The organism is Flaviflexus ciconiae (assembly GCF_003971195.1).
Taxonomy (GTDB): Bacteria; Actinomycetota; Actinomycetes; order Actinomycetales; family Actinomycetaceae; genus Flaviflexus; species Flaviflexus ciconiae.
Genome location: NZ_CP034593.1, coordinates 1,203,495 through 1,227,872, shown reverse-complemented (window position 1 = coordinate 1,227,872; position 24,378 = coordinate 1,203,495). Strand labels below are relative to the sequence as shown.

The 24,378-nt window shown below is 58.1% G+C and carries 21 protein-coding genes and 1 other RNA gene; 10 read left to right on the top strand and 12 right to left on the bottom strand.

Annotated features, from left to right (window positions below; translation table 11 throughout):
* Positions 1–72: 72 nt before the first annotated feature.
* Together EJ997_RS05530 and EJ997_RS12890 are read right to left on the bottom strand one after the other, a co-directional pair.
* Positions 73–918 carry a phosphotransferase gene (locus EJ997_RS05530; RefSeq protein ID WP_164719823.1) on the bottom strand — a complete coding sequence of 282 codons (846 nt, stop codon included), beginning with the start codon at positions 916–918 and terminating at the stop codon, positions 73–75.
* On the bottom strand, positions 915–1,061 hold the full coding sequence (locus tag EJ997_RS12890; protein WP_164719821.1) for a hypothetical protein: 147 nt from the start codon (positions 1,059–1,061) through the stop codon (positions 915–917). The genes EJ997_RS05530 and EJ997_RS12890 overlap by 4 nt, the downstream gene beginning before the upstream one ends.
* 93 nt (positions 1,062–1,154) lie before the next feature.
* On the opposite strand from EJ997_RS12890, the gene prfB reads away from it, so the two are divergent.
* The 7 genes from prfB to ssrA all read left to right on the top strand — a co-directional run bounded on the left by prfB (position 1,155) and on the right by ssrA (position 6,539).
* Entirely contained in the window at positions 1,155–2,288 is a 1,134-nt protein-coding gene (gene prfB, locus EJ997_RS05525) for a peptide chain release factor 2 (RefSeq protein WP_126703683.1), read from the top strand.
* 79 nt (positions 2,289–2,367) lie between these two features.
* Positions 2,368–3,063 carry a cell division ATP-binding protein FtsE gene (gene ftsE, locus EJ997_RS05520; RefSeq protein WP_126703682.1) on the top strand — a complete coding sequence of 232 codons (696 nt, stop codon included), beginning with the start codon at positions 2,368–2,370 and terminating at the stop codon, positions 3,061–3,063.
* The gene (locus EJ997_RS13415; protein WP_228201595.1) at positions 3,060–3,584 is read left to right on the top strand and encodes a permease-like cell division protein FtsX; all 525 of its coding nucleotides are present in this window, start codon (positions 3,060–3,062) and stop codon (positions 3,582–3,584) included. The genes ftsE and EJ997_RS13415 overlap by 4 nt, the downstream gene beginning before the upstream one ends.
* A 38-nt stretch (positions 3,585–3,622) precedes the next feature.
* Positions 3,623–3,976 (top strand): FtsX-like permease family protein, encoded by a 354-nt coding sequence (locus tag EJ997_RS13410; protein WP_228201594.1) that lies wholly within the window; start codon positions 3,623–3,625, stop codon positions 3,974–3,976.
* Positions 3,977–3,979: 3 nt separating this feature from the next.
* Positions 3,980–5,416: a M23 family metallopeptidase gene (locus EJ997_RS05510; RefSeq protein ID WP_126703681.1), complete on the top strand. Its 1,437-nt coding sequence runs from the start codon at positions 3,980–3,982 to the stop codon at positions 5,414–5,416.
* 100 nt (positions 5,417–5,516) lie between these two features.
* Entirely contained in the window at positions 5,517–6,038 is a 522-nt protein-coding gene (smpB, locus tag EJ997_RS05505; protein WP_126703680.1) for an SsrA-binding protein SmpB, read from the top strand.
* 131 nt (positions 6,039–6,169) lie between these two features.
* Positions 6,170–6,539, top strand: a transfer-messenger RNA (tmRNA) gene (gene ssrA / locus EJ997_RS05500).
* Between the two features lie 413 nt (positions 6,540–6,952).
* On the opposite strand, the gene EJ997_RS05495 is transcribed toward ssrA, so the two are convergent.
* From EJ997_RS05495 to EJ997_RS05480, 4 genes are all read right to left on the bottom strand, one after another.
* Positions 6,953–8,121 (bottom strand): IS3 family transposase gene (locus EJ997_RS05495; protein ID WP_126703679.1). Its coding sequence is split into 2 segments (ribosomal slippage): positions 6,953–7,834 and positions 7,837–8,121, totalling 1,167 coding nucleotides; the frame shifts between segments, so codons are not numbered across the junction.
* Between the two features lie 455 nt (positions 8,122–8,576).
* A complete protein-coding gene (locus EJ997_RS05490) occupies positions 8,577–9,053 on the bottom strand; it encodes a pyrimidine dimer DNA glycosylase/endonuclease V (RefSeq protein ID WP_126703678.1) in 477 nt (158 codons plus the stop codon).
* A 46-nt stretch (positions 9,054–9,099) separates the two neighbouring features.
* Entirely contained in the window at positions 9,100–9,966 is an 867-nt protein-coding gene (locus EJ997_RS05485; protein WP_126703677.1) for a DUF1295 domain-containing protein, read from the bottom strand.
* Positions 9,967–10,040: 74 nt separating this feature from the next.
* The gene (locus EJ997_RS05480) at positions 10,041–11,840 is read right to left on the bottom strand and encodes an AMP-dependent synthetase/ligase (RefSeq protein ID WP_206501845.1); all 1,800 of its coding nucleotides are present in this window, start codon (positions 11,838–11,840) and stop codon (positions 10,041–10,043) included.
* Between the two features lie 631 nt (positions 11,841–12,471).
* Between EJ997_RS05480 and EJ997_RS05470 the strand changes: the two genes are divergently transcribed.
* Positions 12,472–14,733, top strand: a complete 2,262-nt coding sequence (locus tag EJ997_RS05470) for an MMPL family transporter (RefSeq protein WP_126703676.1) — start codon at positions 12,472–12,474, stop codon at positions 14,731–14,733.
* A 1,603-nt stretch (positions 14,734–16,336) separates the two neighbouring features.
* Here the strand turns inward: EJ997_RS05470 and EJ997_RS05465 are convergent.
* The 6 genes from EJ997_RS05465 to EJ997_RS05440 form a co-directional block, all read right to left on the bottom strand.
* Complete coding sequence (locus EJ997_RS05465) at positions 16,337–16,864, bottom strand: MarR family winged helix-turn-helix transcriptional regulator (RefSeq protein WP_164719819.1); 528 nt, start codon at positions 16,862–16,864, stop codon at positions 16,337–16,339.
* Between the two features lie 668 nt (positions 16,865–17,532).
* Complete coding sequence (locus EJ997_RS05460) at positions 17,533–18,381, bottom strand: DUF1206 domain-containing protein (RefSeq protein WP_126703674.1); 849 nt, start codon at positions 18,379–18,381, stop codon at positions 17,533–17,535.
* Between the two features lie 176 nt (positions 18,382–18,557).
* Positions 18,558–19,520 (bottom strand): aminoglycoside phosphotransferase family protein, encoded by a 963-nt coding sequence (locus EJ997_RS05455; RefSeq protein ID WP_126703673.1) that lies wholly within the window; start codon positions 19,518–19,520, stop codon positions 18,558–18,560.
* Positions 19,521–19,549: 29 nt separating this feature from the next.
* Complete coding sequence (locus EJ997_RS05450; protein ID WP_126703672.1) at positions 19,550–20,107, bottom strand: GNAT family N-acetyltransferase; 558 nt, start codon at positions 20,105–20,107, stop codon at positions 19,550–19,552.
* Positions 20,108–20,628: 521 nt separating this feature from the next.
* Positions 20,629–21,036 (bottom strand): VOC family protein, encoded by a 408-nt coding sequence (locus EJ997_RS05445; protein WP_126703671.1) that lies wholly within the window; start codon positions 21,034–21,036, stop codon positions 20,629–20,631.
* A gap of 215 nt (positions 21,037–21,251) precedes the next feature.
* The gene (locus EJ997_RS05440) at positions 21,252–21,878 is read right to left on the bottom strand and encodes a hypothetical protein (RefSeq protein ID WP_126703670.1); all 627 of its coding nucleotides are present in this window, start codon (positions 21,876–21,878) and stop codon (positions 21,252–21,254) included.
* 453 nt (positions 21,879–22,331) lie between these two features.
* Here EJ997_RS05440 and EJ997_RS13135 point away from each other — a divergent pair, with 453 nt between their 5' ends.
* Positions 22,332–23,111 carry an ABC transporter transmembrane domain-containing protein gene (locus EJ997_RS13135; protein WP_206501844.1) on the top strand — a complete coding sequence of 260 codons (780 nt, stop codon included), beginning with the start codon at positions 22,332–22,334 and terminating at the stop codon, positions 23,109–23,111.
* A complete protein-coding gene (locus EJ997_RS13130) occupies positions 23,102–24,232 on the top strand; it encodes an ABC transporter ATP-binding protein (protein ID WP_206501843.1) in 1,131 nt (376 codons plus the stop codon). The genes EJ997_RS13135 and EJ997_RS13130 overlap by 10 nt, the downstream gene beginning before the upstream one ends.
* The last annotated feature ends 146 nt before the right edge of the window (positions 24,233–24,378 follow it).

Sequence of the window (24,378 nt, the reverse complement as noted above, 5' to 3'; positions counted from 1 at the left end):
GCTGGCGGTCTTAATCAGTTAGCACTCCTCCGTGAATGCCATTGGTTTCTTCAATCCGAGTGGCTTCTTCAATCAATCTTCGTCGGGGGAGGTGACGGGCGTCGTTGCGCTCGGCACCTCCATCTGCCACCTGGGGCCGGAGATCTCGTCGGGGTCGCTCGCGATTGTTTCGTCCAGTTCGATGAGCATGGCGCGGGCTTCCTCGATGATTTCGGGGGAGTCGATCCTCGTGCCGTGGAGGAGCCAGCGGGCCAGAGCGAACTCGGAGTGGAGGGCTACTCGGTCGAGCAGGTGGGCATCGCCTCCCGTTCCTCTCGCCATCGCGTAGGACTCGGTGACGGTGTCAAGCAGGTCAAGGTCGAGGGTGTTGGCGAGCCACACGAAGTCGATTGCCGGGTCGCCGACGTGGGCTTCACCGAATGAGGTGATCGCGGAGACTTGACCGTTGGACCAGAGGACGTTGTCCTCATCCATATCCCCGTGAACCGGGACGGTGTTGATCTGCCAGAGCTCGTCATCGGCAATCCATGTGTCCCAGCGGCCCAGCAGGCTTGAGGGAGCCATGCGGGTGAGGGCAACGTCCTCGAGTTCGGTTGTGAGGCGCTGACGCAGACCGGCTGCGTCGTAGCTGGGGACACCGGCGTCGATAAAGACCTGGGTGTCGAGCTCGTGGAGGGCGCCGAGTACGCGTCCCACTGACTGTGCTCCAGCCTTCGTGAGTTCTTCGAGGGAGATCGTTTGACCAAACGGTTCGCGGAACACCATGGCCCGGCCGCCCTCCTTCACCGTGGTGAAGGCCTTGGGGCGGACAACATCGAAGGGTAGGTTACCTTCGTCGACGGCCTTGATAAGACCGGGGGCAAGCGATGCTTCGGCTTCGAGTGAAGCTCCTGCGAGTTGGTGGCGGGGAAGTTTCACAACCCAGTGCCGGCCCTGAGAGTCCAAAGCGCCCCGAGAAGATAGTCGGGGGTCTCCTCAAACGGAGGACGGGTCGCGACGATTTCGACGTCCTCGAGGGCGGAAACGGCGATAGCCGCGAGGTAGAGGGATGAGTGTGCCACGAGATCAACTTATGCGATTGGGACCCTACCTGCCACGTCACACTCCGGGATGTGGCTACGCTGACAGGTGGTTTTTGCCGTAGCCTGGAAGGCGTGGCTACTGATTATTCTGCAGAGATCTCCGATATTCGCTCGACTTTCGAGCAGATCCGCCTCGTCACCGACCCAGAAGGTTTGAAGAAGCGGATCGCTGAGCTGACCGAGGAATCGTCAGCGCCCGATCTGTGGGATGACCAGGAGAAGGCGCAGGCGGTCACCTCCAAACTCTCGCACGCCCAGTCAGAGCTCAACCGCATTAACGCCATGGAAGCTCGCATCGATGACGTTGAGGTCATGGTGGAGATGGCGTCGGAGGAAGCGGAAACCGACGAGGAGTCCGGTGCTGAGCTTTACGCTGAGGCCGACCGCGAACTGAAGAAGATCCACAAGGACCTTGACGACCTCGAGATCAAGACGCTCCTGTCGGGCGAATACGACTCGCGCGAGGCAGTCGTCACCGTACGCGCCGGTGCCGGTGGCGTGGATGCTGCCGACTTCGCTGAAATGCTGGTCCGCATGTACTCCCGCTGGGCTGAACGCAACAACTACAGCGTCAAGATGCTTGACACGTCCTACGCGGAAGAGGCCGGCATTAAGTCCGCGACGTTTGAGGTGCAGGCCCCCTACGCCTACGGCACGCTCTCGGTTGAGGCCGGTACCCACCGCCTGGTCCGTATCTCTCCGTTCGACAACCAGGGCCGCCGCCAAACCTCCTTCGCGGCCGTCGAGGTTATTCCGCTTACCGAGCAGACTGACCACATTGATATTCCCGAGGCCGACATCAAGGTTGACGTGTTCCGTTCGTCCGGTCCCGGCGGTCAGTCGGTCAACACGACGGACTCCGCTGTCCGAATGACCCACCTTCCCACCGGCATCGTCGTCTCCATGCAGAACGAGAAGTCCCAGATCCAGAACAGGGCTGCCGCCCTGCGGGTCCTCCAGTCACGGCTCCTTATCCAGCGCCAGGAGGAAGAGGCCGCCACGAAGAAGGCGCTCGCTGGCGATGTGAAGGCTTCGTGGGGTGACCAGATGAGGTCGTACGTGACGCATCCCTACCAGATGGTCAAGGACCTGCGTACCGGTTTCGAATCGGGCAATCCCGACAACGTTTTTGACGGTGATATCGACGGATTTATTGACGCCGGAATTCGCTGGCGTGTGGGACAGCACTCCGAAGATGACAATTAGATAACGGCGTGCCTCGTCGCGTGGCCGAGTGGGTGCGGTAGCTTAATCGTGAATTATTGTCGCACGAGCTTGGCCACGAATGATCACTTTTCAGAACGTCACGAAGAAATACCAGACGGGGGCGCAACCAGCCCTGGACGACGTGACTCTCGATATCGAACGAGGGGAGTTCGTCTTCCTCGTGGGGCCTTCCGGCTCCGGTAAGTCCACGTTCCTCAGGCTATGCCTGCGCGAAGAGACTGCAACGTCCGGGCAGATCTATGTGCTGGGGAAGAACGTCAAGGAACTGTCGGCCCGACGCACTCCGAAACTCCGTCGCCAGGTGGGCCGCGTCTTCCAGGACTTCCGCTTGCTGGAAGACAAGAACGTGTTCGACAACGTGGCGCTCGCCATGCAGGTGATTGGCAAGCCCCGTCACCACATCCGGACCGCCGTGCCCGAGGCCCTGGAAATGGTGGGTCTGGACGGCAAGGAAAAGCGGAAGATGACCGAACTGTCCGGCGGTGAGTTGCAGCGCGTCGCCATTGCCCGGGCCATGGTGAACCGCCCCAAGCTTCTCCTTGCCGATGAGCCGACCGGTAACCTCGACCGTAAGACGGCGGGCGGGATCATGTCGCTCCTTGATCGCATTAACCGAAAGGGAACCACGGTTGTCATGGCAACCCACGCCTACGACATTGTGAACGAAATGCGTAAGCGCGTCGTCACGCTTTCTGATGGTGTCGTGGTTTCCGACCAGGAACGCGGCATCTACGGCAAGGGAGGTCAGGCATGAGACTGGGCTTTGTTCTCTCCCAGACGTTCAAGGGAATCCGTTCCAACCGCGTCGTTGTTGCTTCCCTGACGCTCGTTACCTTCGTGTCCCTCATGTTCCTCGGAGCGGCTTCACTCCTGCAAACCCAGGTCGGCAACCTGAAGAACGAGTGGTACGACAAGGTCGAAGTCACGGCCTTCCTGTGCCCCAGCAACCCAACAACGGCGCAATGTGCCGGGGGAGAGGCCACCCAGGAACAAATCGACGCGATCGATGACTTCCTCCGCTCCGAAGCGATGGCACCGTACGTCGATGAGATCTACATCGAGTCGAAGGCCGATGCTCTGGAGAACTTCAAGGAGCAGATGGAGGGGACAACCTGGGTTGATGCCCTGTCGGAAGACGCCATGCAGGTGTCTTTCCGCGTGAAGCTCGTTGACCCGAAGAGTTTGAGATCGTTGCCGACGAGCTTTCCGGCCAGCCCGGTGTTGAGTATGTCATCGACCAACGCGAACAGCTCGAGTCGATCTTCTCTGTACTGAACGGCGCAACGATTATTGCGGGTGGTCTTGCCATCACCATGATCATCACGGCCCTACTTCTGATCGTTACAATGGTCCGCCTTTCGGCTATGTTTAGGGAGAAGGACACCGGGATCATGAGAATGGTCGGTGCCTCCAACTCCCTTATCCAGGCCCCCTTCGTCCTCGAAGGATTCTTTGCGGCCCTCCTGGGCTCCGGCCTAGCGGTCGGCACCCTCTACGGGGGAGTGAAGTACTTCTTCGACGAGCGTGGCACGGACGGTCAGATTAGCTTCGTCAAGTTCATTGACTCAGGCGATGTTCTCGTGATGGCTCCGTGGCTCGTGGGTGGCGCCCTTGTCGTGACTGTCCTCGCCTCCTACATTGCCCTCCGCCGTTACACGAAGGTCTAATCAATGAGAATCCGCAACGTATTCGCAGCAACCGCCTCCGTGGTTCTCCTTGTCCTGTCTGGATCGGCGGCGTCTGCCGACAACGAAGAGGAACGCGATGAGCTTGTCGAGCAGCAGGAAGAGAACGATCGGAAGCTCGAAGAACTCCAGTCGTCTCTCGAAGGCGTGGACCTGGACCTTCAGGAGGCCTACCTGGCCCTTGAAGACACGAGGAACAAGCTACCGATTGCCCAGGCGGAACTGGCAACGGCAGAGTCCGACCTTTCCGCTGCGGAGCGCGAGCAGGAGATCATTACCGGTCAGCTAGAAGCGGCCCGGGCCGAGCTCGAGACAATCGAAGATCAGCTTCTTGTCGACTCTGAACTGTCTGACCAAACCCAGTCCTCCCTCAACGAGCTTGCTCGTTCTGCGTACCGCGGTGACACCGCGGGAAGTTCCCTGGATCTGTGGCTTGGTGCCACCAGCTCCGACGATCTGTTCTCTGCAATTGCGGCAACGAACTCGATTGCGCGCACCGAGACGGCCCTAATCCAAGAAGCCCAGACGCAGGTTGCTGTCAACGAGAACAGGCTGGCCCGTCAGCAGGTTGTCGAAGGCGACATCATCGTCCTCCAAGAAGAAGCGGACGCCATCGTTCTCGAACTGGACGAGAAGCGTGCCATGGCGCAGGCCAAGGCGGATGACCTCGTCGCCCTCGAGGCGGAAGAAGAGCAGTATGCCGCTGAACTTGAGGTCCGCAAGGATGACTTTGAGGCTTCGATTGCCAACATCGAGGAGGAGCAGGAATCCACGGCCAGTCGGATCGCGGAGATCGACGCAGAGAACCGCAGGGCAGCCGAGGAAGCCGCCCGCAAGGCCCGTGAAGAAGCCGCCGCGGAGCAGGCTGCAGAGGAAGAACGTCAGCGCCGTGAAGAGGAAGCGCGTCAAAACGTTGCTCCGGTAGCCCCGTCTGCACCGACGACACCAGATCCGACCCCGGAGCCCACTCCGGCACCTGCGCCAGCTCCGTCCCGCACGACCTTTGTCACCCCCGTTCCCGCCCCGGTCTACGTGACCTCACCGTTTGGGATGCGGTGGTACCCGATCACGGGCGGTTATTGGATGCACAACGGCGTTGACCTCCGCTCCGTCTGTGGAGAAGGACAGGTTGCTACCGCCGCGGGTGTCGTTACCGCAACGAATCCCACCGGAACGACCGGAACGTCCGGTAACCAGGTGATGATCAACCATGGCATCATCAACGGCTCGTCCTACGTGAGTGTCTACAACCACCTGAGCGGCTTCGCCGTATCGCGCGGCCAGTCCGTCTCGCAGGGCCAGGTAATTGGCTACACGGGACAGACCGGTCAGGTCACCGGCTGCCACGTGCACTTCGAGCTGTGGAAGGACGGCACGGTCATCAACCCGATGAACCAGCCGGGCTTCACCCGCCGCAACTAGTCCCGAGTCACCATGAACTGACCGGACTAGACTAACGCTCTGGTCAGAACCCCGGGCGTTGCGCTACAATGATTTGTTTGTCAGTGTCTGAGGAGGAATCATGGCCAAAGCAGGCGTCACATCCCAGGCGCAGAAGAACAAGGCGGAAGCCGACAAGAATCAGGTCATCGCCCGCAACAAGCGTGCGACCCACGAATACTTCATCGACGAAAAGTACGAGGCAGGCCTCGTCCTGTCCGGAACCGAAGTGAAGTCGCTCCGCATGGGACGCGCCTCGATCACCGAAGCGTGGATCGAAATTGACCGCAGGGGAGAAGCCTGGCTACAGAATGCCACAATCCCCGTGTACGTCGCAGGAACGTGGACCAACCACCGGCCCACGCAGGCGCGCAAACTGCTCCTGCACCGCGACCAGATCATTCGGCTCACCCAGAAGTCCCGCGAGAAGGGCTTCACGATCGTTCCGCTCCAGCTGTACTTCGTTGGCGGCCGAGCAAAGATCGAGATCGCGCTCGCGCGAGGCAAGCAGGAATGGGACAAGCGCGAAACCCTGCGTCGCAAGCAGGATGACCGCGAGGCACGCCGTGCCATGTCCGACTTCCGCAAGGGCCGGGCTTCCTAGTAGCGACGTTCGGCAACCGACTATTCGCCGAGTGACATAGATCCATTTCCTGGAGTGGAATAAACTATGCCAACAATGGGTTACAATATATGTCTGCCCCGTGGTGGGTGGAGCTGTTTAATAACAGAATAGGGGGCGATCGGTTTCGACAACGGTCGAGATTGATGTGAAGCGGGTCGAGGAAGCATAGTCATCTCGTTAACGATTCTATGCAAACCAATAGGTGCCAACTCTAAGCGCACCGATTTCGCCCTCGCTGCCTAAGCGAGCCTCGAAATCCGTCACCCTGTAGCCCGCTCTTGCTACAGGATCTGACGTCGTTTTAAGAGCCACTGCCTTTTCCTCTCGTACGTGGAGGGGAAGGGACACTTAGCGTGCTAGGTCTGTCAACGTTATGTCTATATAAGCGTTGGGGCCGAAAACAGCGATAGTTAGACTGCACCCGGAGAAGCCATTGGTCGACATCGTTGGACCCGGGTTCAATTCCCGGCGCCTCCACCAACACGTTCAAACGGAACGAGAGAATCCGTGAGGACACACAGCCCTCGAACGGCATCAGCCAGTTCGAGGGTTTCTTGTACCTAAATCTAATGGTGCTCGCATGTCCTAGCGGTCCGCCGGGAGGTAACGTACGAGTGGGTGACACTTTCTGTGCTGGGCACATGGTGGATTACTGTGACGCGGTGCCGGCGGCGGCCCGGTAGGTATGACGTGGTAAAAGAGGGCTCACGTTATGACCACGAAGGTGACGACGATCGACGAATACCTCGACGGTGTTGATCCTGCTTTCCGGTACGAGCTTCAGTGAATACGTGAGCTTGTTACTTCGCTTGTGCCGGACGTTGAGGAATCTATCAGCTACCGCATGCCCACCTTGAAGTACGGGGCTGCTGCACGTTCAGGTGACAACTGTGTCAGGCAGCAAGTGCAACCTGCTCATACATAATGGCCTCGTACTCGACCGGCGTCAAACGCCCCAGCCTGGCTTGCCGACGACGACGGTGATAAGTGCGCTCGATCCAGGTCACGATCGCGAGCCTTAGCTCTTCTCTGGTGTTCCAGCTGCGTCGGTTAAGGACGTTGTTCTGCAGCAAACTGAAAAACGATTCCATCGCTGCATTGTCACCGGCAGCACCAACTCTGCCCATCGACCCGACCATGCCGTGCTGGTTAAGCACACGCCCGAACTTCCTGCTTCGAAATTGCGACCCTCTGTCCGTGTGCAGGATGCAACCGGCCACGTTCCCTCGACGCATTACTGCATTATTCAATGCTCTGACTGCGAGTGATGACTTCATTCGCGAGTCGATCGCGTAGCCGACGATTCGGTTCGAGAACACGTCTTTCACCGCGCAAATATAGAGCTTGCCTTCGCGCGTCCAGTGCTCTGAGATATCGCTGAGCCAGAGCTCGTTCGGGGCTATCGCGGTGAACTCACGGTGCACAAGATCGTCATGCACAGCAGGTCCGGGCCGTGTTCCTTTGCCTCGTGACTTCTTCTTCCCAAACACTGACCACCAGCCGTTGTCGCGGCAGATCCGCCACGCAGTCCGGTCGCTCATTGCCTCACCGGCTTGTTTTGCTTCGTCGGCAAGGAACCGATGCCCGAACTCGGGATCTTCTAGATGTGCATCATGGAGCGCGTTCGCGCGATACGCCTGCAAGAGTTCACGCGCTGGCACTGGTGATTTCAGCCACCGATAGTAGGGCTGGCGTGAGAGCTTCAATACCCGGCACGACACCGCGACGGGAATCCCGTCAGCGGCGAGCTCTCTCACGAGCGGGTAGAGCCTTTTCCCGGCAGGTGTGCCTGCGAGAGATATGCGGCAGCACGACGCAGCACCTCGACTTCTTGCTCGAGCAGCCTATTGCGGCGGCGCAGTTCTCGGAGTTCGTCGTTCTCTGAACGAGTCATACCGGGCTTTTCGCCGTCTTCGATGCGGGCTTGCCGTAACCATTTATCGAGTGTGCCGACATGGATGCCGAAGTCCTTCGCGATTTGCGCGAGCGTGACTTCTGGGTCACGGTTCAACGCGACCCGTACGACGTCATCTCGGAACTCCTCTGGATATTTTGCGGGCATAATGATCATCCTTCCAGGCCAGCCAAAAGCTAGCCAGTTCGAATGTCACCTAAACATGCAGCAGCCCCTACAAGGGACGCACGTTGGTTTACTTCACCGCCTCTAAGAAACACCTGAGCTTCGACCCATCGAGTTGGGCAATTGAGGATTTCCGCGCTCGTCTCTCCGATTACTCGACAACTGAGCGCGCCATCCGGTTCACGCCACAGAACCCTCTTCCCGAGAATCTGATCAAAGACCTCGTGCTTTACCACGTCAGCCAGATCGATACTGGCCGGCAATAAAACCGCCCAGTCACGGACAGTAGCGGCATGCGTACAGGGCGTTACTGAACAATCTTTATGACTCGTCATTGAACAATATTTCGACGATGCGTAGACTCTGGATTCGACGGAAGGGTCATGCTCCGTCGAGTGAGATTCTGCCACTCATGGTGCTGAGCTGATGAGAGCTGTCTAAGCTTGCTGCCCGCTTGCTTCCTCCGGCGCTCGGTCTAGTGAGCCGCGTTCCCAATGTTCGATGGGGCCGTGCACGGCGTGAAAGATCGGGTGTGGCGTGATAGGTCCGGCCGATAGGGAGGCTATTCTCTCTGTCTCCAGTGGGTTTCGGACCAGGATTTTCGCCAGCAGATGCTGACGTTCGAACTCCAGCTGACCGTCGGTGACGTCGATGGTGAAGCCGTGATTGATTCGTTCGATTTTTTCTTGATCGAATCTGTAGTTGCGGTTGTGTGCTTCGTCTGCGATCTCTTTGAGGTAGGCGCCGAGCGCCCCCGCCGGATCTTTGCTTTCCCTGAACCGGAACAGTTGGGGATGGTTTGTGTATCCCTTGGTGCGGCCCAGGAGAACGGCTTGGGCAAGCAGGCTTTCCCGCCATGCGGCGAGAAGGCCCTGCCTGTCAAGGTAGTGGGGGTGGAGGGACCAGAGTCTCACGCGTTTCCTTGAGTCGATGAGTTGAACGATGTGTGTCCGTGGACGCTTAGCGCCTTGGGGGAAGGGGAACGAGGAGGGATGTCTTCTCTCGATACTCACGGTACCCGGCTTCGTCACCCCACCGTTCCTCGCCCTGTTTCTGCAGGAGCGGGATACCGGAAACCTTGGTGAGCAGAACGATCACGAAGACCGGCGAAAGGAGGCCCACAAACTGCCATCCAGACAGGTTCGGCAGTGCTGCAATGGCAATGCCGAGCCACAAAGTGATTTCACCAAAATAGTTGGGGTGCTGGGACCAGGACCAAAGACCGGTCGTGATGAAACGTCCCTTGTTCTCGGGCTTGCGGCGCCACAGTCTCTTCTGGGTGTCGGCCGTTACTTCGATGATGAAACCGAAGAGCCAAAGGCCAACTCCGACAAAGAAGAGCCAACTGATGGGAGCCTGCTCGGATGAGGTCATCCCAATCCACGCGGCAGAAGCAGTGAAGGTAATCCATAGGCCTTGAATGTTCCAGACGTTGAAGAACCGGACGGGGTCTTTCTTGATCTTGTCGAAACGCGAATCCCCGCCATCTTTCTTGATTCGAAGGAAGAGGAACGGGCCGAGTCGCATCGCCCAGACGATGACCATGATGCCAAGGATCAGGGATCGCGTTCCAAGGTCCGGGACCGAGAAGAGGAGGATCAGGGATACCGCCGTGTAGGTGAGGCTACCGATCAGATCAAAGTACTTTTCGGTCTGGTTCAGTTGCGCGTGAATGTAGGCAATCCACTGGATGATGAATGCTCCGCAGACCACGAGAGCGAAGAGCGGAAACCCTCCGATCTTCGCGCTGTTTTGGCTACCTGCGGCGGCGACAAGTCCGCCGAGGAGGAGCGTAATGAATATTACGGCCAATGCCTTCTTGTTCATAGTGTGTTCCCTTTTCTTAAAGTTGGGAGGTAGTTGTCGTGAAATTGGGTGCTGTCTAAGGTCGGTAACCGCGTTTAAACGGACATGCCTCGTTCGTAGAGTTCGTCGATGCTTGCGGAGAGTTTTTGGATGACCCGTGATCGACGTAGCTTCATCGTGGGTGTGACGAAGTCGCTTCCGGGAGCCATGTCCATGAGGAGGATTTTGATCCGCTTCACCCGTTCCGGGGCCGCAACTAGCTGATTCGCGCGACGAATCGCCGTGAGGATGCTGGCTGGGATGGTGTCGTCCAAGAACTGACCGTCGTTCGTGCTCGTGATGCCGTGCTTGGCCGCTTCCTCCTGATCAAGGAAAATAAGAGCACCGGGGTAGGGGCGAGAGTCACCCACCATGACGGCATGAGCAACCAGCGGGTCTTGCGCCACGTTCGATTCCCACTTTTGTGGGGAGATTGTTTTACCACCGGACGTCACGATGGTCTCGCTCAGACGACCGGTAATCGTTAGTCTGCCTTCGCTGTCGAGCGTGCCCAGATCGCCTGTTCGGATAAAGCCGTCAACCATCGTCGTGGAGTTATCGATCCCGTCATAGCCTGGAGAAATACCGATGCCACGAGCGAGCACTTCACCTTCTGGCGAGATCCTGACGGTGTGACCAGGGGTGGGAGGGCCAACCGTCCCCGCATAGTTGTTCCCAGGCCGGTTACCCGTCAATGGTGCTGTTGACTCAGTCAGACCGTAGCCTTCAATAACTTCGAGGCCCATGCCGCGGAAGAGGAGGTTCAGGTTCGAGTTAAGTGGGGCTGCTCCCGACAAGAGGTAGTCGATCTGACCGCCGACCAGATCACGGACTTTGGCGAAGAACAGACGATCATAAGTTGCATGCCGCAACTTCAGCGATCGCGAAGGGTTAGCCGTCATGTGCTGGCGTTCTTCCAGCATTCGGCCCCAGGCAATCGCGGTTTGTTCAGCGTCTCGCCAAACCCATCCGAGGCGTTTTGACCGTGCCTGCTCGGCAATACGATCCCTGATCCGTTCAAGCACCCGGGGGACAACGACAAGGAAAGTTGGGCGAAGCGTGGTCAGTGCGCCAACAGCCTGGGCGGGATCTGACTCATAGCTGATCCTCATTCCCGCGGTCAGGCAAATGAGTTGCAAACCGCGGGCAAGGACGTGTGCGAGCGGAAGGAAGATCAGTGTCGATCCACGATCATGAACGAGCTCGCCGTAGTCCGCCCCAATGTTGAGAACCTGCCCTATGAGGTTGCGATGAGTGATGATCGCGCCCTTGGGCATCCCCTCTGTCCCGGACGTGAAGACGAGTGTGGCGACGTCATCGAGATTGACGCCCACACGACGTTCGTCCAGCTGTTCGTCGGTAACGTGCTGACCCGCCGCCTTGAGAGCTGACATGCCGTGCTCATCGAGCGACCATATCTTCTCGCCGATCTGGGAAGCGATGCCCCGCCGTTGTTCTTCCGTGCCGGCGAAGGCGGCGACCGAATTTGAGGATCTCAGGATGTGCTGAACCTGGTCGGGGGAGGACGTGTCAAAGATTGGCACGACGATAGCGCCAGCCCACAGGGAAGCAATGTCAGCGATCGTCCACGAATAGCTCGTGGCGCCCTGAGTCGCGATGCGGTCCTCGGCTTGTACGCCCTGTGCGATGAGCCCTTTAGCAACGGCCCGAACGGTGCTCACAAATTCTTCTGTCGTAACGTCGACCAAAGCACCATTCTGTTTAATGCGGAACGCTATGTGGTTCGGTGCGACCTCTCCGCGTTCGGCGATGAGGTCGACAATGTTGCGATATGTACCAAAGTCGGCAAGGGGCGGTGTCGATGCTTCAGTCAAATGCGTGGGTGATGTGCTCATGAGTGTGCCCAATCTGCGTGCTTCATATCGATCTGTTCGGTCATGTCTTGGAGGAAGCGAATGACGACGTTCCGTTCCTTCCTGGTGAGCCGGGCAGCGGCGTGGAACCTGCGTGCCTGTAAGGCACCAACGGACTCGTATGCTGCCTTGCGTGTTTCCGGGGTGATCCGGATCGTGGTTGCGCGGCGATCCGTTGGGTGAGGGGAGCGGGTAATGTGACTGCCTTTGTCGAGACGGTCCAGGATCTTCGTCGTTGTTGCGGGGAGACTCGTAAATAACGGGTAATGGTTGATGCCGTGACGTCCTGCCCGAGATTCTCGTTGACGATGAGGAAGTGCAGTGCCCTCATGTCTGTTTCGTTCAGCTCCATGTACAAAGCAGAGGCTTCTGACACCCTGCGTTCAGCGTCCCGCAACTTCCCCAAGCTATTCATGAGAAGGGAGATTTGATCAATATCTTCTTCCTCAAGGCCGGAGAAGTCGATGAGCTCACCAGCCGGGCTGTTGGCCCGGAGACCGAACATTCCGGGTGCTAGATCTGAATCCGTGTCGTCCATGATTCCCACTTTACTACACTTCGTGTAATGTTCGACAAGTGAAGTAATTTTTTCTTCGAGAAGGATGAATGGATCATGACAAAACCAACGTCAAAAAACGATTCCTCGACCACGCGGCCTAAGAAGTCGCGATTATTGCGAGTTTTCCTGCCCGCAATGATCTTGCTGGTGTGGGTTGTTGCGGCGGGTCTTGGAGGGCCCCTCTTCGGTCGAATTTCGGAGGTCTCTTCGAATGATCAAAGTGCCTACCTGCCGGCCGATTCCGAATCGGCAACGGTGAGTACTGCTTCGCAAGAGTTCTACGATTCCGATGACATTCCCGGTGTGATTGTGATCGTGTCGGAGAACGGTGCTCTTGATGAAGCGGATTTGGCAGAGATTGGTCGAGTCGTCGACTCCTTAGGTCAGCTTGATTCCACGGGTGAAATTTCCCCTCCGATTCCTTCGGAGGATGGTGAGGCGGTCCAAGTATTCGTTCCCATCGATTCATCTGTTGAGCTCTCGGACGGCGTTGACGAGCTGAAGGGTGTCCTGGATAGCGAGCTGCCGGACGGTATGACGTCCTATGTAACTGGCCCGGCTGGGCTCGCAACCGACCTCAGTGCGGCCTTCGCCGGAGTCGACGGTCTTCTCCTTGCGGTCGCATTCGCTGCTGTCCTCGTCATCCTTCTTGTTGTCTACCGATCCCTGATTCTTCCCGCCGCTGTTCTCATGACGAGCCTTGTCGCCCTATGCGGTGCGCTTCTCGTGGTGTGGAACCTCGCGAACTGGGGAGCGTTCCTCCTCAATGGCCAGGTCCAGGGCATTCTCTTCATCCTTGTCATCGGTGCCTCGACCGACTATTCACTTCTCTACGTTGCCAGGTACCGTGAGGAACTTGCGGTGAATGAAGATCGTTGGGAGGCCACGAAGAAGGCGTGGCGGGCAACTATTGAACCGGTTGTTGCGTCCGGCGGCACCGTTATTGCCGGCCTTCTCATGCTCCTCCTGTCCGACCTGGAGTCCAATTCTGTTCTTGGCCCCGTTGCCTCGATTGGAATCATTGTTTCGATTCTGTCTGCTCTGACCCTTCTTCCGGCCCTTCTGGGTCTGCTCGGTAGGCGTGCGTTCTGGCCTCGCGTTCCCCACTACGACCCGGATTCTGTCGGCGAGGATCACGTCAAGTCGACGGGTGTGTGGGGCCGGACTGTTCGCTGGGTTGAGCGCCGTCCCCGCCCGATCTGGATCGTCACTCTCATTGTTCTTGCCGTTGGCGCTGCCGGCGTCACGCAACTGCGAGCTGATGGCGTTGCCGAAACCGAACTGGTCCTCACGGCCTCGGAAGCGCGCGATGGTCAGGAAGTTCTGTCCGAGAAGTTCACGGCTGGCTCCGGTAGCCCCGCCACGATCCTTGTGCCGGAAGGAAACCTAGACGAGGCCGTGCGCGTCCTTGAGGAGACTGAAGGAGTAGATTCCGTCACGATTAGCGCGGTGGATGGGCCCGGCGGGCAGGCGCCGATCAACCAGGATGGCATTCAGTCCACGGGAGGACCCGAGGCTCCGGCACCGGACCCGACAGTTGTCGAGGGTAACGTTCTGCTCCAGGCGACACTGTCCTATCCGGCCGATGAACGTGCGGCTCTTGATGCAATTGTCGACATCAGGGAAGGTCTGTCTGAAGCTGCTCCCGGTGCGCTCGTCGGCGGGCCGTCCGCGACGAACCTGGATACGATCACAACGTCAATTGAGGACCGACAGCTCATCATCCCGCTTGTCCTCGTTGTCATTCTTGTCATCCTCATGCTGCTTTTGAGAGCAATCGTTGCCCCAATCCTGCTGGTGCTGACAACTCTCCTGTCATTCGGCACGGCTATGGGTGTCTCCGCGATTGTCTTCAACGAGATCCTCGACTTCCCCGGAGCGGACCCGGCTGTTCCCCTCTATGCCTTCGTATTCCTCGTGGCGCTCTCCATCGACTACACGATCTTCCTCATGACACGAGTTCGGGAAGAATCGCTCCGTCATGGAACCCGGGAAGGCATTGTCCGGGGCCTTGCGGTGACGGGTACGGTCATTACCTCTGCGGGCCTGGTCCTTGCTGCCACGTTCGCGGCACTCGCCGTTATTCCGATCCTCTTCCTGTTCCAGCTCGCATTCATTGTGGCCTTCGGCGTCCTCCTCGACACCTTCGTCGTGAGAACACTGCTGGTCCCGGCCCTGAGCCTGGACATTGGTAAGAAAATCTGGTGGCCTTCCAAGCTCTCCAGAGACGATGGACAAGCTGCTGAACTCACGAAGGATGAGCAGGACGATGAACTCCGCACGGATGGTCAGAACGGTCACGTCAGCCGAGTCTGACCCCACGGGTTGTCACTCAACCGGGTAACCGGACCTTAGCGAGCGACAGCTGAGGGGTCCGAGGATTCGGGGGAGCGGGAGGTTGCGATGTTGGTGTTCGGACGGCAGTACCCTGCAATGGTTCGCAAGGCGACAATGGCATCGGGTGCGAGTCGCGGATGTGACCTCGATGCAGCGTTCGGTTTCGTTCTCGACATTCTCCTCGATGGATTCAAGTGGCTTCGTAAAGCCGGTTGGCCATCGGTTTAAGCGGAGTATCTACAGTGCTCACTGCCCAGACAACTGCATTGATTCCTGTGCACTTGTCGGGGCAGTGGTGATTTCACTTCTGGGCTGCAAGACTTTGAGGATCCAGCTCGAGTGACGACTGGCTGAGTGACTACAGTCCGACGGCCTTCTTCTTGACGGCCTCGTGGTCCTGTGCGTTGATAAGCCCCAGCTCGAGCATCTGGTTTGCCTGCGTGAGTTGCGCCATCGGGTCCGGCTGCGCCGCTGGGCAGGTGGCCGTGCCGCTGGAGCCAACCGAGAACTCGACGGCGGAGTTTTCTGCGAAATCGACGGGATAATCGGTGAGCGCGAGCTAGTGGTCGCCGTACGGCAGGCCGTCGATCATGTAAACGAAGCGACAATTTTCATAATCGCCGCTTTTCCATCTTGAGCGGAAGGCCGTCGTTGAGAACGACATCGGTTTCGTACGGCATTGACAGCGTGACGGTGCCGCTACGGTCCGGGATGGTGATTTCGCCGTACCTGCCAGTGGTTAGCTGGAAGTCTTCAAGTGACCTGTCGCGTTCGGTGTCCCAGAGTTCCCCGAATAGTAGTCGCCGTGGTCAGTGATCCTGAATTCCAGATTGTCCCTGACCTCCGGGTCGCTTGCAAAGAAGTCGTACCCACCAGGCTGGTGCTCGAGTTCGGCCTGTAGGGGCAGGTGAAACTTGCCCTATCGGAGAGGATCGCAGTCTTGTTGCCAACTGACTCCGCCATCACGTCATAGAAAGCCTCGGCATCGAGCTCAAAAACCGCATCGAATGCTGGCATTCATTTCGACGTGTCCGCTGACGCGGTTTCATCCTCTGAGGCATCATCACTAGTGTTTTCTTCACCATTATCGGCGCTCGCGTCATCGGATGAAACCGTGGACTTTCCAGAACTATCTGGTGCGGAATCGTCTTCGTTGTCGCTCCCGCATGCGCCAAGGCCCGCCACGAGCAGTGGTACCGATAAAATTGCTCGTTTCTTCCTCGTGGGCACATCTTCCTGTCAGTCGAACCGACTTATGGATGAAACCACTCAATAGAGTCGTAACCTCCGCGTGGTTAACGGCACGTTTCCATGATGTTGTGAACACGTGTCCATTAGTGCCGATTCGGACGTGCGCGCGGATCAGTGTCGGGGCTAGGGCCTCACGTTCCGTGGCCATGGTTCTCGACGATGCTCGAATCAGGTGAGTTTCTGCGTTCGAGGGTTGTGTCCGTTAACCCTTAGGCGGGGCAGATCATGGCCTTTACTCGGCAACGGGCCCAACCGGCTACGTTGCGGTGTGTCGAAGGCACTACGTCGTTGTATGTCGAGGTGCTGCACCGCATTGCGCGCAATGCGGTACTTAGTGCTGTGCCCAATCGGCGTGCTTCATGTCAATCTGCTCGGTCATGTCCACGAGGAAACGGATAACGATGTCGCGTTCCTCGCGGTTCAGCCGGGCAGCGGCATGGAATCTCCGGGACTGCATTGCCCCGACGGATTCGTACGCGGCCTTTCGGGTTTCGCGAGTGATGTGGATTGTGGTTGCGCGCCGGTCTGTGGGATGTGGAGAGCGAGTGATGTGACCGCCCTTTTCGAGTCGGTCGAGCAACTTTGTGGTCGTGGCGGGGGAGACTCGGAGGTGGCGAGTAATGCTCGATGCCGTGACGTCTTGTTCGAGGTTCTCGCACACGATGAGGAAATGCAACGCCCTCATGTCCGTCTCGTTCAGCGCCATGTAGGTGGCCGAGGCTTCCGAAACCCGGCGCTCGGCTTCTCTCAGATTTCCGAGCGAATTCATGAGAGCTGAAATCTGTTCAATGTCCTCTTCTTCCAGGCCGGAGAGGTCGAGAAGCTCCCCTGACGGACTGTTTGCTCGGAGGCTGAACATTCCGGAAGGTTTGGCAGATTGTGGAGACTTGTCGTTCACGGTTCCCCTATTATTACACCTTGTGTAGTTTTTGTTGAGGCTACTAAGATTTGGCGTAGAGGGTTCGCTTGACCATGACTGCGACATTGACTAAACACCAATCTCCTGACACCGGAAGAAGAGCCGCCTGCTAAGGCTCTTCCTCCCCGCACTCATGGTACTCGTCTAGATTGGTGCGGCAGGTTTCGGCGGCCCGCCGTTCGGCCGTGTCTCCGAGGCGTCATCGAAAAACCTGAGCGCCCGCCTGCCTGCGTCATCGGAATCGGCGACTGTCAGTAAAATCGGCAGCCGTCAGCAGACTGTCCAGTGACTACTGTGACTCGGACGATATCCCGGGTGTAATTCATCGTTTCTGACACTGGGGCTTTTGGCGAGGGGCGCTTGGTGAGATCACTCGAGTTGTCGAGGTGATGAGGAAACTCGATTCCGTCGGAGAAAGCTCTGCGCCCATTTCCTCCGAGGATGGGGAGGCGGTGCAAACAGTTGTTCTGGTTGATTCATCCGTTGAGCTATCGGGTCCGTGAGTGATCGTTAACGGCCGAGACGGGGAAGACCTCCGGAAGCGCGTGGGCTACCGCCACCATCATTCCGGAGGTCTTCTCGGCTTGGGTTGGAGTCTTCCGCCAGACTCACATTTCCTGGTATTTCGCCCTCAGCGCCGAATAGATGCCGTACAGGATGAATCCGATGCCGATAGCGGCAAGGGCAATACCGCCGCCGGGAAGGTCGAGGGCTTCCTTAAAGGCAGCATCGAGTCCGCGTGCCTTGTCGGCGTCGGCAGTGAAACCTGCCCACATGACCATCGCACCGACACCCATGAGGGCAATGCCTTTTGCGACGTAACCGACGAGGCCCGTCTTGTCGATGAGCTGGCCGATCTGTCGGTCCCCGGAGGGGCTCAAGTCCTGGTGGAACTTGCGGGAAATGCCCTTGTACACGTGATAGAGGCCAACAATGATGATGATGACACCAACGCTAATGACGATTGCCTTGCCGGTTGGGCTACTGAGGAATGGCTCGGCAGCGCTCTCCGCCGAGTCACCCGAGTCCGAAGAGTCGCCCAGAGCAAACTGGATCGAGGTGTAGGCGAGCACCGCGTACATGACTGCTTTGGAGATGGCCTTGATGATTCCGGAGGCCTTTTTCTTTGAGCGGCGGCCGCTTCCGTAGAAAACATCCAGCACGTGGGTAAGTGCCAGTGCTGCCATGGCAACACCGCCGATAAAGAGAAGCGCCGCACCACCGGGAGCGTCGGCAAAAGCCCCGATTGCGCCCGACTGGTCCGCGGACTCACCCGAGTCGCCCGTCAGCCCGAGCCGCAGGCAGATCCATCCGATCATTGCGTGGATAAGGCCGGTCATGACGTACCCAATCCGGGCTACGTACTCGAACCACTTGCTGTTCTTTGCTTCGGACGCGGCGCCGCGCGCGGTACCGGTAACGTGATTGACAGTCTTCTTTCCCGAAGGCGTATTCATAGTCACAGCATAAACGCCAAACGCACCGGTGTAACCTCACGACCTGCATAAAGATCCACGGAATTTACTCAAGTCGGTCAAGTTGGGAGTTCCCATGGTCGCGTGGCACGCTCGGTGGGCCTCAGCTTCCTTGCGTGGTTTCGGGTTCCCCTGTTAGTCCTGGGGCTCTTGCCCAATTACTGCGCAAACATTTTCGCGAGGAAAATGTAGCGGGTCAGCCCATCCTCGTCATTCTCATTCGCCGCCCACACCGCGTTCTGAACGAGGCGCACAAACGTCCATACCCGCACGCGTTCTTCGTCGAGCCCGGCGACGTCCGAAATAATGTCGGCTCGCATGCGAACGTGGTTGCGTGCATTGTAGGAGTGAGCCGTTTCCTCCGCTCGGTTCCACACCATGGGTGCGACGGCGAAGGCCGGTTCCCCCGCAACCGCTTGAGGATCAATGGCTAGCCAGTTCCCGCGACCTGGCTCCAGAGGGGTAAGAACATTCGTGTCGTGCAGGTCGGTGTGGATGAGTCTCGTTCCATCGACCGTTTCATCCTTGAGGTCCGCAACAAGGTCCTTCAGGTGAGAGCCTGCCTGGGTGAGGAGCCTTCTCGGCACCCGAGGATGTTCGCCCGCGAACTCATCCTCCCATCGCTTTGAGCGCCCCGCGATGGTCTGGAACTTCGGGGAGGCGGGCCGGTCGAGAGTGTTGATCAGCGTTCCTATCACCTCGCAGGCGTCAAGAATCGATTCCCCGGCAAGGCTCCGCCGATGATCGAGGCGTTCCAAAAGCAACGCATAGTCGCGTGGCTCGGCGGCCTCGAGACGAACCGCTCCCACGCCGTCCCACTCGCGTAGCGCCAGGTGCTCGAAAGCTCCCTCCATGAACGGCCAACTTAACTTCAATACCGCGGGCTTTTTGCCTTTCAGAACGTCGATGACAACGGCGGTGTTGCCGGTGCGGATATAGCCGGGATCTGCGTCATCGACTGTCAGCTCCCAACGGTTGAGAGCCTTCGTGAGGAGCCTCGGTAACGCTTCGAGCCACTCCGTCCCGCTCGTCCCATGACGTGGAAATTCGCGCGTGAGAAGAGGATCAGCGTGCCTGTTAGAAAGCAGCTCTGCAAAAGAGGGTGGGATCTCGATAGTCATTGACACCACCCTAGCCCCGCAGTGAAAAGCTAGGGTGCCCTGTCAATCGTGAAGTCATCCCACGGCACGGGAGTTAAGGTGCCGTTCTCCCAGTCACGCCTCAAGATCGCGTAGGCAACGGAAGCAACGGGTGTGCCACCGTCAACGGGCCAGCCCTCCCGGTAGTGGGCTTCCTTCACCCAACCCGACTTGAGGAACACCGCCCTCATGGCAATGTTGTCCTCCCGAGTCTGTCCCTCGAAGCGGTTGACGTCCATTGTCTTAAAGACATGATCGGTTGCGGCACGGAGAACGCCGGTTCCGAGCCCGCGGCCGCGGAACTTTGAGTCGAGCCGAAGGTCGAAAAGGGGAGTGGGGTCGGTGAGGTCCTCAAGGGCAAGTGTCCCAATTCGACCCAGCTCAGAATGCTCAATCCAGTACGTTGTCGTGTCCTCATCATCGAAAGAACCGTCTTCGATAGAGCTTGCAACCTGGGAGGCCGAGGGCCGTGGGCGCATGTGAAACGGGAACTCATTCGCTGTCATAAAGCTCATGAGTGCTTCTCGATCCGATCCGGCTGGATCCATGCGGGTCAGTGAGATATTCATAGTGTTCCTCCGCGTGCTCGCGCACCATCGTAAGGCCTCTGGCGGCCACATGCCTGTTTAAACTCCTATTTCACGGCACTCAATGAGGTTCCACCGGACTGGAATGCGGTTCTGCCGGGCTGGTAGAGCCAGCTCGAATATCTGTCACGGCCTTGCCGGCAACTGATCTCCACGTCAGGCTGACGGCGCGCGGTGCTTTCTCCAATATTTACGATATGCGACGAAAGTCCGGATCGCTTCGGCTTCCATATATCTACAATAAAAACGTAAGAAATTGGTGACGATCAATAACTTCGAGTTTCTGCGTATCACTTCGCAGCCCGAGCCCGGCAGGTGGTTCGTCACGAGCCTGCCTGGTCTCACGAGTGAGGGGCGCCATGGGCGCCCCTCACCACATCTATTGTTGTTTGGCGAATGAGTTCGGTTCCTCGACACAACGACGCAAACAGTCGTGAATACTTCCTGCAACCGTACGTGCGGTATGAGTTAATTATTGACTTCTTGCTATGAAATAAGAACTGCTAGTTCTCGTTTGCTTCGACGGCCCAGAGGACACCGAAACGGTCGCGAACCTGGCCGTAGTGATCGCCCCAGGGCGCCTCTTCGTACGCCATGGCTTCTTCTCCACCATTGGCAGACAGCTTCTCGAGAAGAGCCCGGCCCTCCTCGATACTGTCGGAGTAGACGAGGAATGAGTAGACGTGGGACTTCAGTGGCTGATCGCCGCCGTCGCCGCCGCTGATGTTGACGGGGCCGGTGAGATCGCCGTGGGCGACCCATTCCGGTTCTGGTTCGAATGGGAATTCCGTGTCCGGCATGTCGCCGTACTTGTCGATCTCAAGGTTTCCGCCAAAGACGGAGTGGTAGAACGTGAGAGCCTCTTCGGCGTTTCCGGTAAAGGTAATGTAGGCGGAGGTGCGGATCGACATAGGGTTCTCCCTTCGGTCAGGTAAGTCACACGCTACCAGGGCAGTCACCTGGGTGAAACTGCTCAGCGCAAGTCCGGCAACGCCTCCCAGGGAGGCCTCAGAAAGCACCCTGGGCACTCATCGACTTGAGATCGACGTGCCTCGTCGTAGTTCCCTGGGAGGTAGTCAACGGGATGGGTCTAGACGCGTCGGCGTGCCCAGGCCCGCGAGCGTTCTCAGTCCCGTGCTTCAACGAGTTTCCTGATAGTGGTCAGCATCCGCCACGTCATGATTCGGCTCATGACACCAGCCCTCGTGACCATCGTCGCCGCAGCATCCGTGTGCGGCTCGTAGCGCTCGCGGACGTGTATGCGGGTGGCTTCGCCTACCGGGAAGAGCGCGAACGACCAGGTGAACGCGAAGTCCATCGTGCGCGGTGCTCGCCCACCATCTGACGACAGGACAAGCGAGCTAGCGGGATCGATATCAGCAACCGATAGGGCAATATCGGGGTGAAACGGAACCTCATCGCCGATGCGGCGTTCCTGCCATGCTGGCATGATGTTATGGCTGTCGGTTACGTTGCACCCGACGAGGTTCTCAAGTGAGGTGAAGGAATAGAACCCCGCTCTGTCCTGTCCGAGCTGAATCAACCACGGCCATACTTTTTCCAGGGGTGCCTGGATCGTGATGGCACGGTCAAACGAGACCGTAGCGCCAGGAAGAATGTCGTCACCGGGCAGGGGCTTGTGGCGTTCGCCAGGGAGCATCCCAATGTCGAGTTCAATCGCCCGGTCAAAAACAATTGTTCCCGCAGCGGCAGCCCCGAGCAGTGTGGCGGCGGTTTTCCATGAGCGTGACATGACTCCTCCTCGGCCCACGTTGGCACTTAGCCAATATCCTCCCAGCACAACGGCGCGAGCGGAAGGTGTGAAGGTCCCGAACTCGGATCAATCAGACCCCGAATCAAGGTCGGAGAGGAAGGAAGCGTCGGAGTGTGGGTATTTAAGTTCCCGATCTGCCTCGATCCGGCTCTAGCTTGTTCCGGCTTGTGCTTGATTCAGTTCCTACTCGATCTGGTTCTGGCTTGTGCTCGTTCAAGCTCCGACTCGATCAGGTTGCTTCGTGCTCAGATTCTCTCTCGTTCAGGTTGGTGTTCGTTCAGATTTGGGTAACGTGAGGCTTCGGGCTGGCTTAACTAACCCGGTGGTGTCCGATGCGTCGGCCTGGACGGAAGGTGTGAGGGTTATGAGGGAACTCTCGGACTAATTGGCCCGTTTTTGCCGTTGTGGTTCATGGAGAATCTGGGAGGTTCAGTGAAATCATTGCTGAGGATTGTGCGCTTCACGAAGGAGCTGCGGGTCCACTTTGCAGTCATTATTCTGGCGTCGGTTTTGACGGCAGTAGCCGCTCTCGTCATCCCGTTTATCATTGCCGGGGCGACCGATGTGGTTGTGGAAGCAAACTCTGGTGACCGGACTGAGAGTTCCGCGATCAGGACCGTCCTGTGGCTTGCTGGTGCCTTCCTCATCATTGAGTTGGCTTCAACCGCTGTGTCGTCGATTGGTGGTTACGTCGGTGACGTCATGAGTGCGCGGATGAGGTCGATCCTGTCGGTTCGGTACTTCGAGAAGCTCCTATCTCTGCCGCAACGCTATTTCGATAATGAGCTGACCGGAACGATCGTGTCTCGGCTCAACCGTTCGATCACCGAGGTCACGAACTTCGCGAAGATGTTTTCGAACAGCTTCTTCACGATGATCATCACGACCGTCGCCGTACTTGTGATCACCGCCTGGTATGCGTGGCCGCTGGCTCTTCTCCTTGCGATTATCTTCCCGGTCTACATGTGGCTGACGACGTTGACGTCGAAGAAGTGGCAGAAGTACGAGGGTGAGAAGAACGAAGATATCGATGTTGCTGGCGGGCGCTTCAACGAAGTTGTCGGCCAAATCAAGGTTGTTAAGTCTTTCGTTTCCGAGCTCCGCGAGCTGAAGTCCTTTACAAAGCGATACGACCGCACGATCCAAACCACCCGCAAGCAGTCCCAGCACTGGCACGGTATGGATGCTCTGCGGCGGGGATCATGGCGGTGATCTTCTTTGGTATTTACGCCATCATCTTTACGTACACGGTCCAGGGCCGCTTCTCTGTTGGCGACATGGTCCTTCTCGTCCAGTTGGTTGCCATGGCACGCCAGCCGGTTGGTTCGATGTCGTTCCTGGTGGACTCCGCCCAGCACGCGATCGCGGGCTCCCGCGACTACTTCGAGGTCATGGAAATCGAGGTCGATCGAGCACCCACTCTCGCCGAGCAAAAGAAGCGAGCAGAAGCATCCGCTTCCTCGACAGTTACTGGTCCCGCGGCCAGGTCGGGCTCGGCGATCGACGGTGCGGCCCTCACGCCCGCTCAGGACGATCTTGCTGCCACGCTGGTTCACGACGGTCCGGCCGTTGCGTTTGAAGACGTGACCTTTGGTTACGACGACGACCCGGATGTTCTGAAGGGCGTGTCGTTCTCCGTGAGGACGGGGGAGAAGATCGCCATCGTTGGTGAATCCGGCGGTGGCAAGACCACGATCATCAGCCTGCTCCTCGGGCTCTATCGTCTCCGCGGAGGCACGATCGCCGTTGCCGGCACCGACGTTCATTCCCTTTCCCTCCTTGAACTTCGCTCTCAGATCGGCGTGGTTTTCCAGGACTCCAGCCTGTTCTCGGGAACGATCCGGGAGAACATTGGCTACGCCAATGAGGCTGCCTCCGAGGCAGAAATCATTGAGGCCGCGAAGAAGGCGAATGCGTGGCGGTTCATTGAGGACTTCCCGAATGGTCTCGACACCGTTATTGGTGAGCGCGGCCTGAAACTCTCAGGCGGTCAAAAGCAACGTATTTCCGTGGCTCGCGCAATCCTCAAGGATCCGTCAATTCTCGTTCTGGATGAGGCGACGTCGGCACTCGATACTCGCTCCGAGCGCCTTGTGCAGGAGGGCCTGGAGACTCTCATGGAAAACAGGACATCACTGATCATCGCCCATAGGCTGTCCACCATCTCGAGCGTTGATCGCATCGTCACCCTCCGCGATGGTGTCGTTGACGAGATCGGTAGCCCTGCCGAGCTTGCCGTCTCCGGTGGTATCTACGCCGAGCTCCTTGCCCTTCAGGAAGAGGGAACGAAGCGCGCCAAGAAGGCCATGCGTTCTTACGGCATCGAACGCTAGCGTGTACGGAATCGAACGGTAACTCAGACGAATCAAACATTCACCCCCACGAACCGAACAGTAGCCTGTGCGAATCGAGCGCTAGCTCGAATGAAACGCTAACTCAAGTACCTCGAACCGCTGGGATCGTGGGGTGCTCGGTAGTC